Origin of the sequence: Stenotrophomonas sp. 8(2023) (genome assembly GCF_030345295.1) — a bacterium.
Lineage (GTDB): Bacteria > Pseudomonadota > Gammaproteobacteria > Xanthomonadales > Xanthomonadaceae > Stenotrophomonas > Stenotrophomonas muris.
Genome location: NZ_CP128404.1, coordinates 1852323 through 1868770, shown reverse-complemented (window position 1 = coordinate 1868770; position 16448 = coordinate 1852323). Strand labels below are relative to the sequence as shown.

Annotated in this window: 13 protein-coding genes; 2 read left to right on the top strand and 11 right to left on the bottom strand. The window is 67.1% G+C overall.

The annotated features are described in order from the left end of the window. Positions 1–44 precede the first annotated feature (44 nt). From guaB to ndk, 11 genes are all read right to left on the bottom strand, one after another. Positions 45–1502 carry an IMP dehydrogenase gene (gene guaB, locus QP609_RS08760; RefSeq protein WP_032958143.1) on the bottom strand — a complete coding sequence of 486 codons (1458 nt, stop codon included), beginning with the start codon at positions 1500–1502 and terminating at the stop codon, positions 45–47. A gap of 291 nt (positions 1503–1793) precedes the next feature. Beyond that, complete coding sequence (gene folD, locus QP609_RS08755; RefSeq protein ID WP_069117134.1) at positions 1794–2672, bottom strand: bifunctional methylenetetrahydrofolate dehydrogenase/methenyltetrahydrofolate cyclohydrolase FolD; 879 nt, start codon at positions 2670–2672, stop codon at positions 1794–1796. Between the two features lie 177 nt (positions 2673–2849). After that, on the bottom strand, positions 2850–4682 hold the full coding sequence (locus tag QP609_RS08750; RefSeq protein WP_180835768.1) for a monovalent cation:proton antiporter-2 (CPA2) family protein: 1833 nt from the start codon (positions 4680–4682) through the stop codon (positions 2850–2852). A 297-nt stretch (positions 4683–4979) separates the two neighbouring features. Beyond that, the gene (gene moeB, locus QP609_RS08745; protein WP_197621539.1) at positions 4980–6116 is read right to left on the bottom strand and encodes a molybdopterin-synthase adenylyltransferase MoeB; all 1137 of its coding nucleotides are present in this window, start codon (positions 6114–6116) and stop codon (positions 4980–4982) included. 232 nt (positions 6117–6348) lie between these two features. Beyond that, positions 6349–7746, bottom strand: a complete 1398-nt coding sequence (gene der, locus QP609_RS08740; protein ID WP_014646861.1) for a ribosome biogenesis GTPase Der — start codon at positions 7744–7746, stop codon at positions 6349–6351. 17 nt (positions 7747–7763) lie between these two features. Then, positions 7764–8972 (bottom strand): outer membrane protein assembly factor BamB, encoded by a 1209-nt coding sequence (bamB, locus tag QP609_RS08735; RefSeq protein ID WP_014036904.1) that lies wholly within the window; start codon positions 8970–8972, stop codon positions 7764–7766. Then, entirely contained in the window at positions 8972–9610 is a 639-nt protein-coding gene (locus QP609_RS08730; RefSeq protein ID WP_032960761.1) for a tetratricopeptide repeat protein, read from the bottom strand. Before QP609_RS08730 ends, bamB begins: the two co-directional genes overlap by 1 nt. 64 nt (positions 9611–9674) lie before the next feature. Further along, the gene (locus tag QP609_RS08725; RefSeq protein ID WP_032960759.1) at positions 9675–10547 is read right to left on the bottom strand and encodes a RodZ domain-containing protein; all 873 of its coding nucleotides are present in this window, start codon (positions 10545–10547) and stop codon (positions 9675–9677) included. 18 nt (positions 10548–10565) lie between these two features. Further along, positions 10566–11351: a type IV pilus biogenesis/stability protein PilW gene (gene pilW, locus QP609_RS08720; protein WP_134808776.1), complete on the bottom strand. Its 786-nt coding sequence runs from the start codon at positions 11349–11351 to the stop codon at positions 10566–10568. Then, positions 11338–12543 carry a 23S rRNA (adenine(2503)-C(2))-methyltransferase RlmN gene (gene rlmN / locus QP609_RS08715; RefSeq protein ID WP_005409296.1) on the bottom strand — a complete coding sequence of 402 codons (1206 nt, stop codon included), beginning with the start codon at positions 12541–12543 and terminating at the stop codon, positions 11338–11340. The genes pilW and rlmN overlap by 14 nt, the downstream gene beginning before the upstream one ends. Positions 12544–12553: 10 nt before the next feature. Continuing rightward, positions 12554–12979, bottom strand: coding sequence for a nucleoside-diphosphate kinase (gene ndk, locus QP609_RS08710; RefSeq protein ID WP_005409295.1), 426 nt, complete (start codon positions 12977–12979; stop codon positions 12554–12556). A gap of 361 nt (positions 12980–13340) precedes the next feature. Between ndk and QP609_RS08705 the strand changes: the two genes are divergently transcribed. Further along, the gene (locus QP609_RS08705) at positions 13341–13994 is read left to right on the top strand and encodes a TetR family transcriptional regulator (protein WP_014646856.1); all 654 of its coding nucleotides are present in this window, start codon (positions 13341–13343) and stop codon (positions 13992–13994) included. Positions 13995–14033: 39 nt separating this feature from the next. Further along, positions 14034–16406, top strand: a complete 2373-nt coding sequence (locus QP609_RS08700; protein WP_014646855.1) for a 3-hydroxyacyl-CoA dehydrogenase/enoyl-CoA hydratase family protein — start codon at positions 14034–14036, stop codon at positions 16404–16406. Positions 16407–16448: the final 42 nt, after the last annotated feature.

Below are 16448 nucleotides of genomic sequence, written 5' to 3'. Positions count from 1 at the left end.
CATCAGCAGGCTGCCCGTGATCGCAAGAGCAGTTCGCAAGCGCATCAGGCGCGGTAGTTCGGCGGCTCTTTGGTGATCGTCACGTCGTGGACGTGGCTCTCACGCTGGCCGGCGCCGCTGATCTTCACGAACTTGGGCTTGCTGCGCATCTCGTCGATGGTGGCGCAGCCCACGTAGCCCATGGTGGCGCGCAGGCCGCCCATCAGCTGGTGGATGATGCCGCCCACCGGGCCGCGGTACGGCACGCGGCCTTCGATGCCTTCCGGCACCAGCTTGTCGGCGGTGGCGGCGTCCTGGAAGTAGCGGTCCTTCGACCCCTTCTCCATGGCAGCCAGCGAACCCATGCCGCGGTAGCTCTTGTACGAACGACCCTGGTACAGCTCGGTCTCGCCCGGCGATTCCTCGGTACCGGCCAGCAGGCCACCGACCATGATGGTCGAGGCACCGGCGGCCAGCGCCTTGCCGATGTCGCCCGAGTAGCGGATGCCACCGTCGGCGATCAGCGGGATACGGTCCTGCAGGGCTTCGGCCACCAGGTCGATGGCGGTGACCTGCGGCACGCCGACGCCGGCGACGACGCGGGTGGTGCAGATCGAACCCGGGCCGATGCCGACCTTGACTGCGTCCGCGCCGCTGTCCAGCAGCGCCAGTGCGGCTTCGCCGGTGCAGATGTTGCCACCGATGACCTGCACGTTCGGGAAGTTCTTCTTGACCCAGCTGACGCGGTCCAGCACGCCCTGCGAGTGGCCGTGCGCGGTATCGACCACGATCACGTCCACGCCGGCGGCGACCAGCGCTTCCACGCGGCGATCGGTATCACCACCCACGCCGACGGCAGCGCCGACCAGCAGGCGGGTCGACAGATCCTTGGCAGCGTTGGGGAAGTCGGTGTTCTTCTGGATGTCCTTGACGGTAATCAGGCCACGCAGTTCGAACGAGTCATTGACCACCAGCACCTTTTCGATGCGGTTGCGGTGCAGCAGCTGCAGCACTTCATCAGACGCGGCGCCTTCCTTGACCGTGATCAGGCGATCCTTCTTGGTCATGATGTGGCGGACCGGGTCGTCCAGCTCGGTCTCGAAGCGCATGTCGCGGTGGGTCACGATGCCGGCCAGCTGGCCGTCGCTGCCCACCACCGGCACGCCGGAGATGTTGTGCGCCTGGGTCAGGGCCAGCACGTCGCGGATGGTGGTTTCCGGACCGACGGTGATCGGGTCGCGGATGACACCGGCCTCGAACTTCTTGACCTTGGCCACTTCCGCGGCCTGCTGTTCCAGGCTGAGATTCTTGTGGATGATGCCCATGCCGCCGAGCTGGGCCATGGCGATGGCCAGGCGGGCTTCGGTGACGGTGTCCATCGCGGCGGACAGGATCGGAAGCTTCAGCTTCAGGTCTCGGGTCAACCGCGTTTCGAGGTTGACGTCCTTGGGCAGGATGGTCGAGTGGGCGGGGACGAGCGAGACGTCGTCGTAAGTGAGTGCTTCAGCCTGGATGCGCAGCATCGGCATACCCGAGATGTGGGGAAGCGCGACATTTTACCCTGTTTTCGCGTCGCGTGGCAGGGGGTAGATGCGACGCAGTGTCGCGCCGGCGGCGATCGGTTCAGGGCGACGGACCGGGGCCACGCGCCGCTTGGGAACCCCCACGGAACCGCCTTTGGTAGGTGCCAACCTTGGTTGGCACGATCCGTCCGGCACCGGCACCCCAGATGGGCCGATGGCCCCGATGGATGTGTGCCAACCAAGGTTGGCACCTACCAGGAGCAGGCCAACGGTTGCCCCCACCCCAAAAGGTCAGCTCAGCGCTTCCGCCGCTTCCAGGGTGTTCTGCATCAACGTGGCCACGGTCATCGGGCCCACGCCACCCGGCACCGGGGTGATCCAGCTCGCCCGCTGGGCAGCCGCCTCAAACCCGACATCGCCCACCAGGCGGCCGTCATCCAAGCGGTTGATGCCGACGTCGATCACCACCGCGCCCGGCTTCACCCACTCGCCCGGCACGATGCCGGGGCGGCCTACCGCCACCACCAGGATGTCGGCGTTGCGCACGGCCTGTTCCAGCACGTCCTTGGGGGTGAACTTGTGGCAGCTGGTCACGGTGCAGCCGGCAATCAGCAGCTCCAGGCCCATCGGCCGGCCCACATGGTTGCTCACGCCCACGATGGTGGCGTTGCGGCCGCGCACCGGCTGGTCGGTGTGGCCCAGCAGCGTGGTGATGCCGCGCGGGGTGCACGGGCGCAGGCCGAACTCGCGCAGGGCCAGGTGGCCGACGTTTTCCGGGTGGAAGCCGTCCACGTCCTTGCGCGGGTCGATGCGCTGGATCAGCCGGCGCGCATCGGGGATGCCCGGCAGCGGCAGCTGGATCAGGATGCCGTTGATCTTCGGATCGGCGTTGAGCTGGTCGATCAGCTCGAGCAGCTCGGCCTCGGTGGTACCGGCCGGCAGATCGTAGTCGTGTGCCTCGATGCCGACCTTCTCGGCGGCACGGCGCTTGTTGCGCACGTATACGGTCGAGGCCGGGTCGCCACCGACCAGCACCACGGCCAGGCCCGGGCGGCTGCCACCGGCCGCCACGCGGGCGTCGACGCGCACCTTCAGGCTGTCGAGCAGGTCCTCGGCGATGCGGCGGCCATCAAGGATGCGGGCAGGGTGCTGGGGGGCGGAATCGGTCATCGGGAGCAGGCGTGGGGCGGCGGGGACGCTATTGTCCCTGATTCAGGCCCCCTCGCCCACCGCAGGATGGGGTCCTGACGGGGTCGGATCCCTTTGCCACAGGCAAAGGGCTCTGACCCCAGCACGACGTAGCGGGTCAGAGCCCTTTCCGCTGGAAAGGGATCCGACCCGCAAACGTTATTCTTCCTCTTCCGGCACGTCCTGCGGGTTCAACGTCTTGCTTGCCCGCTTCGGCGCGGTGAACGGCGTCGGCGTCGGCACGCCCTGGGCTGAATTGCCGAACACCATCTTGGCGCCGGCATTCAAGCCACCACCGGCAATCTCCAGCTCGAAACGCTCGGCATCGCGGCGACGGATCTGCTCGGCAATCTCCACCGCGTCGTCTTCATCCGCACCCAGTTCCACCAGCGCGGCCTGGCCGAACAACACCGCCGATTCAAACGTCTCGCGGATCTGGAAATCGACGCCGGCATGGATCAGCCGCAGCGAATGTTCGCGGTCGAACGAGCGCACCATCAGCTTGGCCTGCGGGAACTCGTGCGACACCAGTTCGACGATGCGGTCGGCGGCCTCGGCCTTGTCCACGCACACCGCAATCGCACGCGCGGTGGCCGCGCCCGAGGCATGAAGCACGTCCAGTCGCGTACCGTCGCCGTAGTAGATCTTGAAACCGAAGCGCGCGGCGCTCTGGATCATCTCCACGTCGTTGTCGATGATGGTCACGTCCACGTCGCGCGCCAGCAGCGACTGGCTGGCGACCTGGCCGAAGCGGCCGAAGCCGATCAGCAGCACACTGCCGGACAGACCCTCGGCCTCGTCCACGCCGTCCATGTTCACCGTCGGCTTCGGCGCGATGCGCTTGTAGACCAGCACCACCAGCGGGGTCAGCGCCATCGACAACACCACCACGGCGGTGAAGTTGGCATTGATCTCCAGGTTGATCACACCGGCCGATGCCGCGGCAGAGAACAGCACGAAGGCGAACTCGCCGCCCTGCGCCATCAGCACGCCGCGGTCCAGCGCCTGCGCGTGGTCGCTACCCATGATGCGCGCCACCACGTAGATGCACAGCGCCTTGGCGACCATCAACGCCAGCACCAGGCCGAGGATCAGCTGCCAGTTGCCAGCCACCACGCCCAGGTCCAGCGCCATGCCCACGCTGAGGAAGAACAGGCCCAGCAGGATGCCGCGGAACGGCTCGATATCCGCTTCGATCTGGTGGCGGAAGGTCGACTCGCTCAGCAGCACGCCGGCCAGGAACGCGCCCATCGCCATCGACAGGCCGGACAGCTGCATCAGCAGCGCAGCGCCAAGCACCACCAGCAGCGCGGCGGCGGTCATCACCTCGCGCGCCTTCGATTCGGCCAGCACGCGGAACAGCGGATTGAGCAGGAAACGGCCGACCAGCACCAGGCCGACGATGGCGCCGACGCCGATCGCTACCGACAGCCAGCGCGAGCCCTCGCCGTCGGCACTGCCCGCGCTCGGGCCCATCCAGGCCACCAGCGCCAGCAACGGCACGATCAGCAGGTCTTCGAACAGCAGGATCGAAACGATCTTCTGCCCCGACGGCAGTGCGATGTCGCCACGCTCGGCCAGCAACTGCATCACCACCGCGGTGGAGGTCAGCACAAAGCCGGTGGCGCCGATGAAGGCCACCTGCCACGGCAGGCCGAACAGCTTGGCGATGCTGGTCAGCACCACCGCACAGGTGACGATCTGCAGCGTGCCCAGCCCAAAGATCTCCTTGCGCAGGCTCCACAGGTGGGAGGGCCGCATCTCCAGGCCGATCACGAACAGGAACATCACCACGCCGAGTTCGGCGGTATGCAGGATGGCCTGCGGGTCGGAGAACCAGCCCAGCCCGAACGGCCCGATCGCCAAGCCGGCGGCGAAGTAGCCCAGCACCGAGCCCAGGCCGGCGCGACGGAACAAAGGCACCATCACCACCGCCGCGCCCAACAGGGCGACGACCTTGACCAGCTCGCTGGTCGCTGCTTCTACCGCCATGCGGTGTGTTCCCCAAGATCCAGAATCGCGTTCAACAATAGAGCAATGCCGATGACGGCAATAGCACGCATGTTGCGCCGGATTGTCTTGGAGATGGAACGATACCGGGAGTGACCCCCAGCATCATCCCGAAACCATGCATCCGCGTCGGTGGGTGCCAACCTTGGTTGGCACAACCACAACCTGTAGAGCCGAGCCCACGCTCGGCTGCTCTTCGTGCCGAGGCCAGAAGCAGCCGAGCATGGGCTCGGCTCTACAGTAGATCCACGCCATGCGCGGATGACGCCCCGGCCAGCCTCACCCACCCCGGCAGAACGCGGCGTAATCGATATATCCCGGGAACGGCACGCCCGGCGCGCACACCGGGCACTGCGGGTCCGGCCGGATGCCGGTCTCACGGAAGCACATGCCCAGCGCATCGAAGCGCAGCAGGCGGCCGACCAGCGGCTCACCGATACCCAGCAGCAGCTTCAGCACCTCGGTCGCCTGCAGCACGCCGGCCAGGCCGGGCAGCACGCCCAGCACACCCGCCTCGGAACAGTTCGGCGCGAACTCCGGCGGCGGCGGCTCGGGGAACAGGCAGCGGTAGCACGGCGCCACGCCACGCTGGCGGCCAGCGTCAAACACGCTTACCTGGCCGTCAAAGCGCTCGATGGCGGCATACACCAGCGGCGTGGCGTGCTTGATGCAGGCGTCGTTGAGCAGGTAGCGCAGCGGGAAGTTGTCCGAGCCATCCAGCACCACGTCCACGCCCTCCAGCAGCGCATCCACGTTCTCGGAAGTGACCCGCTCAGGCACCGCCTCGACGTCGATCGACGGGTTCAACGCCAGCAGCCGCTCGCGCGCCGAATCGACCTTGAACTGGCCGACGCTGGCTTCGGTATGCACGATCTGGCGGTGCAGGTTGCTGCGCTCCACGCGGTCGTGGTCGGCGAAGCGCAGGTGCCCTACCCCGGCGGCGGCCAGGTAGAACCCAGCCGGTGCGCCCAGCCCACCCGCGCCCAGCACCAGCACGCGCGACTGCTGCAGCCGGCGCTGGCCGGCCTCGCCCACCTGCGGCAGCAGCAGGTGGCGCGAATAGCGATCAAAGAAGTCACGGTCGGCAGCACTGGCCAGCGGCTGCACCAGCGGCAGCGACTGCTCGCGCCAGGCCACGGTGCCGCCCGTCACGGAAGCCACGTGGGTGTAGCCGGCCTCCAGCAGGAACTGCGCGGCATCGGCCGAGCGCTTGCCACTCTGGCAGATCAGCAGGATTTCCTGGTCGTGCCGCGGCAGATGCGCGGCCGGGTCGGCCTGCAGCTCGCCCTTGGCCACGCCGCGCGCGCCCTCGGCCATGCCGCCGGCCCGTTCGTGCGCCTCGCGCACATCGATCAGCACCGCGCCATGGGCCAGGCGCTCGCGTGCCTGCGCGGGGGAAATCTCTTGGATGCTCATGGCCGCATTATCGCGCACGTGGCGGCAGGCCGCGTTGACCAGAATCTGTAGAGCCGAGCCCATGCTCGGCTGGCGCGCCTAGCGCGCCTGCGGCAATGCGCGAGAAGCAGCCGAGCGCAGGCTCGGCTCTACAGGTCCACCGCAAGCCTACGGTAGCGCCAGCCCTGCGCCCGGGGTCAGATCCCATTTCCCCACAACGAAAAAGGCGGCCCTGCGGCCGCCTTCTCGTGAATCACTTGCCCTTGACGTGCTTCATCAAGCGCCGCTTGGCCTTGACCTGCCGCTCGGTGAGGACGTTCTTCTTGCCCTCGTACGGGTTGGTACCCTCGCGGAAGATGAAGCTCACCGGCGTGCCTATCAGCTTGAAGCGCTTGCGGAAGAAGTTCTCCAGGTAGCGCTTGTACGACTCCTGCAGCTCCTTCAGGCGGGTGCCGTGCACGATGAAGGTCGGCGGGTTGGAACCGGCCGGGTGCACGTAGCGCAGCTTGGAGACGTGGCCGCGGATGGTCGGCGGCGGGTTGGTCTCGTAGGCCACTTCCAGCGCCTTGTTCACTTCGCTGGTGGTGAAGGTCTTGTTCGCCGATTCGTGCGCGCGGTGCACCGCGCGGAACAGCTCACGCAGGCCCGAACCATGCTTGGCCGAGATGCGCACCGACTCGGCCCACGGCACGAAGCCCAGCTTCAGCGACAGCATGGTTTCGGCCTGCTCACGCTGGTACTCGGTCAGGCCATCCCACTTGTTGATGGCGATCACCAGTGCGCGGCCGGCGTCGAGCACGGCACCGAGCACGGTGGCGTCCTGGTCGGTCACGCCTTCGGTGGCGTCGAGCATCAGCACGGCCACCTGGCACTGCTCGATCGACTGCATGGTCTTGACCACCGAGAACTTCTCGACGACCTCGTCCACGCGCGACCGACGGCGCAGGCCGGCGGTATCGATCAGGCGGTACTCGCGGCCATCACGCTCCAGGTCCACCGCGATCGAGTCGCGGGTGGTGCCCGGCACGTCGGAGGCGATCATGCGCTCCTCGCCGAGGATGCGGTTGACCAGGGTCGACTTGCCCACGTTCGGGCGGCCGACGAAGGCGATGCGGATGCGGTTCGGATCGTTGTCCAGCTCTTCGCCGCTGCCTTCTTCCGGCAGGCGCTGGATCACTTCGTCCAGCAGGTCGTCCAAGCCCTGGCGATGCGCGGCCGACACGGTCAGCATCTCGCCGAAGCCGTAACGGGCGAACTCCGAACGCACGGTGTCCTCGTCGGTGCCGTCGATCTTGTTGATCAGCAGCAGCGTCGGGCGCGACAGCTTGCGCAGCCAGGCCAGGATCTCGTCGTCCATCGCCGAGGTACCCTCACGGGCGTCGACCACGAACAGGATCAGGTCGGCTTCCGCCGCAGCGGCGCGGGCCTGGCGGGTGGTAGCCCCTGCCAGACCCTCTTCCTCTTCCGCGATACCGCCGGTGTCGACGACGAGGAAATGATTGTCCTCGTCCAGCCGGCAGACACCGTAGTTGCGGTCGCGGGTGACGCCGGGCTGGTCATGGACCAGCGCGTCACGGGTGCGGGTAAGCGCATTGAAAATAGTCGACTTGCCGACATTCGGCCGTCCAACCAGGGCGACCAAAGGCAGCATCGCGATTACTCCAATTTTTAATTTGCCAACCGGAAGGCGGTCAGCTTGCCATCAACGTTCTGCACCAGCAGCACCCCGTCTGCGACGACCGGCTGGGCCAGCAGGGCGTCGCCGCCACTTTTTGCCCGTGCCGCCATCGCACCATCGGACGCCTGCAACCAGTGCACGTATCCCTTGTAGTCGCCGACCACCACGTAGTCGCCGTGCAGCGCCGGGCCGGTCAGCGAACGACGGGCCAGCGCGGTCTGCGACCACATGGCCGCGCCGCTGGCCTTGTCCAGGCCGAACACGCCGCCCTTGTTGTCGGTGACGAACACGTTGCCCGACGACACCGCCACACCACCGGCACCGCCATGGTCGCGCGCCCACAGCGGGCGACCGGTCGGGCCTTCGATGGCCATGGTCTGGTTCTTGAAGCTGCTCACATAGAGGGTGTTGCCCTCCAGCACCGGCGCGCCGTCGACGTCGGCCATGCGCTCCAGCTCGGTGCGGCCTTCGCCGTTGCCGAGGTTCTGTTCCCACAGCGTGCGGCCGTCCTGCTGGGCCAGGGCCGCAACCGCGCCCTCGTCCTTGCCGATGAACAGCACGCCCGGGCCGGTCACCACCGGCGCGTTGCCACGCACGGTCAGCGCCGGCAGCTCGCTCGGGTTGAACCACTTCTGGGTGCCGTTGCCGGCATCGAAGCCGGTAACGCGGCCGTCGTTGCTGCGCACGTAGACCATGCCCTGGGCAACGGCCGGCGCGGCGATGACTTCACCCGGAACACGGGCGCGCCACTTCTCGCTGCCATCGTTGATATCCAGCGCGATGACCTGGCCATCCAGCGTGCCGATCACGACCAGGTTCTCACCGACACCCGGGCCGCCGGACAGGCGCAGCTTGGCCTTCTTCTTTTCCTTCTTCGGCTCCCAGGTCCAGACCTTCTTGCCGGTCTGCAGGTCGATGGCGTGCACGCCACCGGTGATCGCCGCAGCGAACACGTGGCCGTTGGCCACTGCCGGGCCCTGGCGCACGCCGATGCGGCGCTCGCCCTTGCCGAGGTTGACCGACCAGGCCTTGCTGACCTTCAGGGTCGGCTCGAACTTGACCAGCTCAGCCGGTTCCTGTGCCTTCTTCGCGGCCGCGTCCTTGCCGGCGAACCAGCCCTTCATGGTGCTGCAGCCGGTCAGGGCCATGCCCATCAGGAGCACGGTGGCGACGCGGGTGATCATGACCTTCTGACTCATCAAACCGACTCCGCAGGGGCGGCGACGGTGCCGCCGGCGTCCATAACCTTGGTTTCCAGCAGGCGCCGCTGCGGCGCTGCCACGTCCAGCGTCTTCAGCGCCTTCTCGTACTGTGCACGGGCGTCATCGCGCTTGCCCTGCGCCATCAGCGCATCGCCATGGATTTCCAGGCTGCTGCTGTCGGTGGCGCTGCCCAGCAGCTTGATGGCCTCGTCGCTCTTGCCGGTGGCCACCAGCAGGCGGGCCACACGCTGGTCGACCACGCGCTGCAGGTCACCTTCGACCTTCACATTGCGCAGGGTTGCCAGTGCCTCTTCATTCTTGCCGGCGTCGACCTGGGCCTTGGCCAGCTGCAGCGCCGCGAGGTCGCCGTAGATGCTGGACGGGCCGGCTTCGAGCGCCTTGACCGCCTTGGCGGCGTCGTCAAGCTTGTTCTGCTGCAGGCCCTGCAGGGCCTTCTGGTACTCGACATTGGCCGAGGCCAGCTTGCCGCCCTGATCCTTCTGGTACCACTGCCAGCCGGCAATGGCACCGATGGCGATGACTACGCCACCGAGGATGCTGGCGCCATTCTTCCGCAGCCAGCTGCGGACGCGTTCACTTTGTTCGTGCTCGTCGAGCAGATCGTCGATCGCCATGCGTACTCTCGCCCCGCCCGTCGGGAGGGACCATTGGGATTATCGAAGGTGGTGAAACCGCGCCTCAGTGCGAAACCGGGACAACGGAGCCTTCAGAGGATACCTGAAAGCGTGCCACGTTGGCTCGCTGGTAGGGGGTCAGATCGACGATAGCGCCGTTCTGCTGAACCTGGACCGCCGAGGCGTTGCCCAGGGTCACCCGGGTCACCTGGCCCGGCGTGAAGCTGCGGGTCTCGCCGGACCTGATCAGCGCCTTCTCGACGGTGCTGCCGTCCGGGCCGCCGATGTCGACCCAGCTGTCGCCGCTGAACTGCATTTCCAGCGCGTTGCCGGCAGCCGCCGGAGCCGGCGCCGGGCGCGGCACCGGGGCCAGCGAGGCCACGTACGGGGTGGCCGCGGGCTTGCTGGCCGGGGCAGTGGCCGCTTCGGCCGGCGCGACAGCCTCGGCACCGGCCGTGGACGGGGTGACCGGCACGGCGGCCGGGATCACATCCAGCGAGGCGGTGCTCGGCGACGGGGTCGCGCTGCCGTCGAAGTGGCCACGGGTGGCGAACCACACCGGCACCGCCAGCACGGCGGTGATGCCGACATACAGCACGCGGCGACCGAGGTTCTCGGCGATGCGGCGCGCACGCGGGGTATGGGTATGGCTGACCAGGGTGGGCGGAACCACCGGGCCGACCTGGGCCTGTTCCAGCAGCTGGCCGACATCCACGTCGAGCAGGCGCGCATAGCTGCGCAGCTGGCCACGCACGAACACCGGCGCCCCCAGCTTCTGCCATTGTTCCTCTTCCAGCGACTTGACCACCTGGACCGGCATGCGCAGGCGCGAGCCGACATCTTCGAGGGTCAGTCCGGCCGCTTCGCGGGCCTGGCGCAGGCGGGTGCCGCAGCCGGCCGCAGTCTCGAGAGCGCTCACAGTCTGGTCATCAATCACAATGCATCAACCCTGGAGTTAGGAGCCCGCGTCCTGCGGAAATTCCTGTCGAATCCGCTGCAGATAACGATCAGATGCCGCCCGATCGCCCAGCTTCACTTCGATTTGAGACGCAAGTTGTAACACGGAACGCGTTGCGGGTGCAGCCGCAATCCTACGTTCGGCGAAGGCCCGGGCCTCCATGTAGCGGCCCTGGCGGTAGCTCAGCTGGGCCATCGACTCCAGCGCGACCGGGTTGGCCGGGGCCGCCACGAGCGCCGCACGCAGGTCGCGTTCGGCACGTTCAAGCTGGCCCGCATCCAGTGCGCAGCTGCCGGCATTGGCTTGGGCTTCGCCCGGGGTGGCATAAGCCGGCGCCTGCAACGCGCGGTCGAACCAGACCAGCGATTCGGCCGGCTGGCCCTGCTGGCAGAGCCACGCACCGTAGTTGTTGAGCACGTCGCCGCGCTGCGGCGCCAGTTCGGCGGCCTTGCGGAAGTTCTCGCCGGCCTGGCGGGTGCGGCCACGACGGTCATCGATGCCGGCCTGCAGCACCAGCGCATCGGGCGCCTCGGGCGCCAGCTTCAGTGCTTCGCGCACCTTGCGCTCGGCGGCATCGAGATTGCCGACCTGCATGTCGCGGGTCGCCAGCGTCAACAGGTCGCGCCAGCGCACTTCGCGCCGCACGCTTTCCGGGTCACCCACCGAATAGACCGGCGCCTGGCTCGGGCCGAGCTTGGCCTTGGGATGGGATTTGCAGCCGCCGACCGCAACGGCCAGCACGCCTGCGAGAAGCGCCAGCCAGAGGCGGTCAGGCCGCGGCATCGCTCCCCTTCCCCGCCTGCAGCGTCTTGTTGAACTCCGCCTGGCGGCGGGTGCGGTCCATCACCTGGCCCTTGAGCTGGCCACAGGCGGCGTCGATGTCGTCGCCACGGGTGCGGCGGACCATGGTCAGCACGTTGCTGTCGAGCAGGATCTTCTGGAAGGCGCGGATGTGCGCTTCTTCCGAACGCTCGTAGCGGGTGCCCGGGAACGGATTGAAGGGAATCAGGTTGACCTTGCCCGAATCCTTGGCCTGCACCGCGTTGTCGAACTGGCGCATCAGGCGGGCCAATTCGCGGGCATGCTCGGGCTTGTCGTTGATGCCCTTCATCAGGGTGTATTCGAAGGTGACCGATTCGCGGCGCTTGTTGGCGCGCAGGTAGCGTGCGCACGAGGCCATCAGCTCGGCGATCGGGTACTTCTTGTTGAGCGGCACCAGGGTCTCGCGCAGCGCATCGTTCGGCGCATGCAGCGACACTGCCAGCGACACGTCGCTCTCGGCGGACAAGCGGTCGATCTGCGGCACCAGGCCGGAGGTCGACAGGGTCACGCGCTTGTTGGCCAGGCCGTAGCCCAGATCGTCGCGCATCACGCTCATGGCGCGCACGACGTTGTCGAAATTCATCAGCGGCTCGCCCATGCCCATCATCACCACATTGGTGAGGCGGCGCATCTGGTGCGGCACGTTGCCCAGGTGGCGCGCGGCAACCCACACCTGACCGATGATCTCGGCAGTGGTCAGGTTGCGGTTGAAGCCCTGGGTGGCGGTGGAGCAGAACGTGCAGTTCAGGCCGCAACCGACCTGCGAGGACACGCACAGCGTGCCGCGGGTCTTGTCCGGGATGTACACGGTCTCGATGGCGTTCTTGCCATCCACGCCCATCGCCAGCAGCCACTTGTGGGTGCCGTCGGCGGAGGGCTTGTCGAACACGATGTTCGGAACCAGCACCTCGGCATGGGCCTGCAGCTTGGCGCGCAGGACCTTGCCGAGGTCGGTCATTTCATCGAAATCGGTGACGTAGCGATGGTGGATCCACTTCATCACCTGATGGGCACGGAACTTCTTCTCGCCGAGAACCTCGACGAAGAACTTCTCCAGGCCCGCGCGATCGAGGTCGAGCAGGTTCTGCTTGCCAGCCGTGGGTGCCGACTTCGGCAGCGGCTGGATGGCGGGGGACTGTACGACCTCGTTCACGGCATTACTCTCAGCGCGAAACGACTTCGGTGGCGGCGAAGAAGTAGGCGATTTCAATCGCGGCATTCTCGACCGAGTCCGAGCCGTGGGCGGCGTTGGCATCGATGGATTCGGCGAAGTCGGCGCGGATGGTGCCCGGCGCGGCTTCCTTCGGGTTGGTGGCGCCCAGCAGGTCGCGGTGGGCCAGGACGGCGTTCTCGCCTTCCAGGGCCTGGATCATCACCGGGCCGGAGATCATGAACTCGACCAGCGCGTTGAAGAACGGACGCTCGCGGTGCACGGCGTAGAAGCCTTCGGCTTCACGGCGCGACAGCTGCTTGTACTTGGCGGCCACGACCTTCAGGCCGGCCTTCTCGAAGCGGGCGTAGATTTCGCCGATGACGTTCTTGGCAACGGCGTCCGGCTTGATGATCGAAAGGGTGCGCTCCAGCGCCATGGGATGTCTCCAATGGAATCGGGCCGCTGATGGCCCGAAGGGTAACATGAAAAAAACCCGCGTCGGGACGCGGGCTTAGCCTGATAAACGTAGGCGAATTGTAAAAGATAAAGCGCTGGCATGGTAGTGCCGGTCGCCGGCCGGCAAACCCTCACTGCAGGGGTCGGATCCCCGCAGGGGCTCTGACCCCATTCCGGGCCCAGTGTCGGGGTCGGAGCCCCTGCGGGGATCCGACCCCTACCCCATTCACCCAGCTGAGTGGATTCTGACCGTCCGGGCCATTTTTGCTGCACTGCAAAATGCCATACGCTACCGTCTGGTCCTAGTATCAAACAATCGTTTGATTAAGGTCCGCCCGCCGATGGCCAAACCCGCCCACTTCTCGACCAAGGACCGCATTCTCGGCGCGGCCGAGGAGCTGTTCGCACAGCACGGCTTCGCCGGCACTTCGCTGCGCCAGGTGACCAGCCAGGCCGACGTCAACATCGCAGCGGTCAACTACCACTTCGGCTCCAAGGAAAACCTGGTCAACGAGGTGTTCCGCCGCCGCATGGACGAGATGACCGGCGCCCGCCTGTCGCAGCTCGAACGCGCCCGCAGCGAACATCCCGGGCAGCTGCGCCCGGTGCTGGCCGCGTTCGTCGAGCCGGCATTGGCGCTGGCCCAGGACCGCCAGAACGGCGGTGCCTTCGTGCGCGTGATCGCCCGCGCCTACGCCGAGAAGAACGACAACCTGCGCAAGTTCCTGTCCGACCACTACGGCCACGTGCTGCGTGCGTTCGGCAAGGCCATCGGCGAGTGCGTACCCGACCTGAGCAAGGAAGAGCTGTACTGGCGCCTGGATTTCCTGGCCGGCTCGCTCACCTATGCCATGGCCGACTTCGGGCTGATCAAGCGTCCCGCCGGTGTCACTGAAGCGGCGCATCGTGCCCATGCCGCCCACGAACTGATCCATTTCGCCGAAGCCGGGTTCCGCGCCGCCGCTCGCGCCAGCGCCCTGCCCGCTTCCCTTTGATTCCACCCAGTAACTGCTGACCAACAAAGGCCCTACACCATGTCCAATTCCCTGCTAGTCCGCCGCGCCGCCGTGCTGGGTGCCGGCGTCATGGGTGCCCAGATCGCTGCCCACCTCACCAACGCTGGCGTCGACACCGTGCTGTTCGACCTGCCCGCCAAGGAGGGTCCGGCCGACGGCATCGTGCTGAAGGCAATCGCCAACCTGGGCAAGCTGAGCCCGGCACCGCTGGCCAGCAAGTCGCTGGCCGAAGCCATCACTCCGGCCAACTACGAGTCCGGCCTGGAGCAGCTGAAGGACTGCGACCTGATCATCGAGGCCATCGCCGAGCGCATGGACTGGAAGCAGGACCTGTACAAGAAGATCGCGCCGTTCGTGGCCGACCACGCGGTGCTGGCCTCCAACACCTCGGGCCTGGGCATCAACAAGCTGGCCGACGTGCTGCCCGAGCAGCTGCGCCACCGCTTCTGCGGCGTGCACTTCTTCAACCCGCCGCGCTACATGCACCTGGCCGAGCTGATCCCGGCCACCACCACCGACGCCGCCGTGCTGGAAGGCCTGGAAGAGTTCCTGGTCACCACCCTGGGCAAGGGCGTGGTGTACGCCAAGGACACCCCGAACTTCATCGGCAACCGCATCGGCGTGTTCTCGATCCTGTCCACCATCCACCACACCCAGCAGTTCGGCCTGGGCTTCGATGAAGTGGACGGCCTGACCGGTCCGCTGGTCGGCCGCCCGAAGTCGGCCACCTACCGCACCTCCGACGTGGTCGGCCTGGACACCATGGCCCACGTCATCAAGACCATGGGCGACACCCTGCCGAATGACCCGTGGCATGAATTCTTCAAGTCGCCGAAGTGGCTGGACGCGCTGATTTCCAAGGGCGCGCTGGGCCAGAAGACCGGTGCCGGCATCTTCCGCAAGGTCGGCAAGGACATTGTGGTGCTGGACCTGGAGAAGCAGGACTACCGTCCGGCCGATCGCGCTGCCGCGCCGGAAGTGGTCGAGATCCTGAAGATCAGGAACCCGGCCGAGAAGTTCGCCAAGCTGCGCGAGAGCCAGCACCCGCAGGCGCAGTTCCTGTGGGCGACCTTCCGCGACCTGTTCCACTACAGCGCCTACCACCTGGCCGACATCGCCGAGACCGCGCGCGACGTCGACCTGGCCATCCGCTGGGGCTACGGCTGGTCGCTGGGCCCGTTCGAGACCTGGCAGGCCGCCGGCTGGAAGCAGGTGGCGCAGTGGATCGCCGATGACATCGTCGCCGGCAAGAGCATGAGCAGCGCGCCGCTGCCGGACTGGGTGTTCGATGGCCGCGACGGCGTGCATGCCGCCGAAGGCAGCTACAGCCCGTCGCGCAACGCCAAGCTGCCGCGCTCGTCGCTGCCGGTGTACCAGCGCCAGCGCTTCCCCGATCCGCTGCTGGGCGAGACGTTCGCGCCGGGCGAGACCGTGTTCGAGAACGACGGCCTGCGCATGTGGCACGACGGTGATGGCATCGCCGTGGTCAGCTTCAAGACCAAGATGAACACCGTGTCCGACCAGGTGCTGGACGGCCTGCAGGAATGCGTGAGCCGCGCCGAGAAGGACTTCCAGGGCCTGGTGATCTGGCAGCAGAAGGAACCCTTCTCCGCCGGTGCCGACCTGGCCGGCGCGCTGGGCCTGCTGCAGGCCGGCAAGGTCGACCAGTTCGAAGAAATGGTTGCCAACTTCCAGCGCACCAGCCAGCGCATCAAGTACTCGCTGGTGCCAGTGGTGGCTGCCGTGCGCGGCCTGGCCCTGGGTGGCGGCTGCGAGTTCCAGATGCACAGCGCCAAGACCGTGGCCTTCCTGGAAAGCTACATCGGCCTGGTCGAGGCCGGCGTCGGCCTGCTGCCGGCCGGTGGTGGCCTGAAGGAACTGGCCGTGCGCGCCTCGCAGGCCGCGGGCCCGGGCGGCGACGTGTTCGCCGAACTGAAGAAGACCTTCGAGACCGTGGCGATGGCCAAGGTGTCCAACTCGGCGGTCAACGCCAAGGAACTGGGCCTGCTGCGCAGCACCGACAAGGTGGTGTTCAACAGCTACGAGGCCCTGCACATCGCCAAGGCCGAAGCACGCGCCCTGGCCGAAGCGGGTTACCGCCCGCCGCTGCCGGCGCGCCGCATCCAGGTGGCCGGTGACGTGGGTATCGCCACCTTCAAGATGATGCTGGTCAACATGCTGGAAGGCCGCTTCATCAGCCCGTACGACTACGAGATCGCCGAGCGCATCGCTACCGTGCTGTGCGGTGGCAAGGTCGACCGCGGCACCCTAGTCGACGAAGAGTGGCTGCTGACCCTGGAGCGCAAGCACTTCGTCGAACTGGCCCAGCAGGAAAAGACCCAGGCCCGCATCGCGCACATGCTGAAGACCGGCAAGCCGCTGCGTAACTGATCGCCCATCCCTGCTTCCGGTGGGTGCCGACCGTTGGTCGGC

Coding starts and splice junctions, on each gene's coding strand:
- guaB (WP_032958143.1), bottom strand. CDS start 1,502: ATGCTGCGCATCCAGGCTGAAGCACTCACTTACGACGACGTCTCGCTC.
- folD (WP_069117134.1), bottom strand. CDS start 2,672: ATGACCGATTCCGCCCCCCAGCACCCTGCCCGCATCCTTGATGGCCGC.
- QP609_RS08750 (WP_180835768.1), bottom strand. CDS start 4,682: ATGGCGGTAGAAGCAGCGACCAGCGAGCTGGTCAAGGTCGTCGCCCTG.
- moeB (WP_197621539.1), bottom strand. CDS start 6,116: ATGAGCATCCAAGAGATTTCCCCCGCGCAGGCACGCGAGCGCCTGGCC.
- der (WP_014646861.1), bottom strand. CDS start 7,746: ATGCTGCCTTTGGTCGCCCTGGTTGGACGGCCGAATGTCGGCAAGTCG.
- bamB (WP_014036904.1), bottom strand. CDS start 8,972: ATGAGTCAGAAGGTCATGATCACCCGCGTCGCCACCGTGCTCCTGATG.
- QP609_RS08730 (WP_032960761.1), bottom strand. CDS start 9,610: ATGGCGATCGACGATCTGCTCGACGAGCACGAACAAAGTGAACGCGTC.
- pilW (WP_134808776.1), bottom strand. CDS start 11,351: ATGCCGCGGCCTGACCGCCTCTGGCTGGCGCTTCTCGCAGGCGTGCTG.
- ndk (WP_005409295.1), bottom strand. CDS start 12,979: ATGGCGCTGGAGCGCACCCTTTCGATCATCAAGCCGGACGCCGTTGCC.
- QP609_RS08705 (WP_014646856.1), top strand. CDS start 13,341: ATGGCCAAACCCGCCCACTTCTCGACCAAGGACCGCATTCTCGGCGCG.
- QP609_RS08700 (WP_014646855.1), top strand. CDS start 14,034: ATGTCCAATTCCCTGCTAGTCCGCCGCGCCGCCGTGCTGGGTGCCGGC.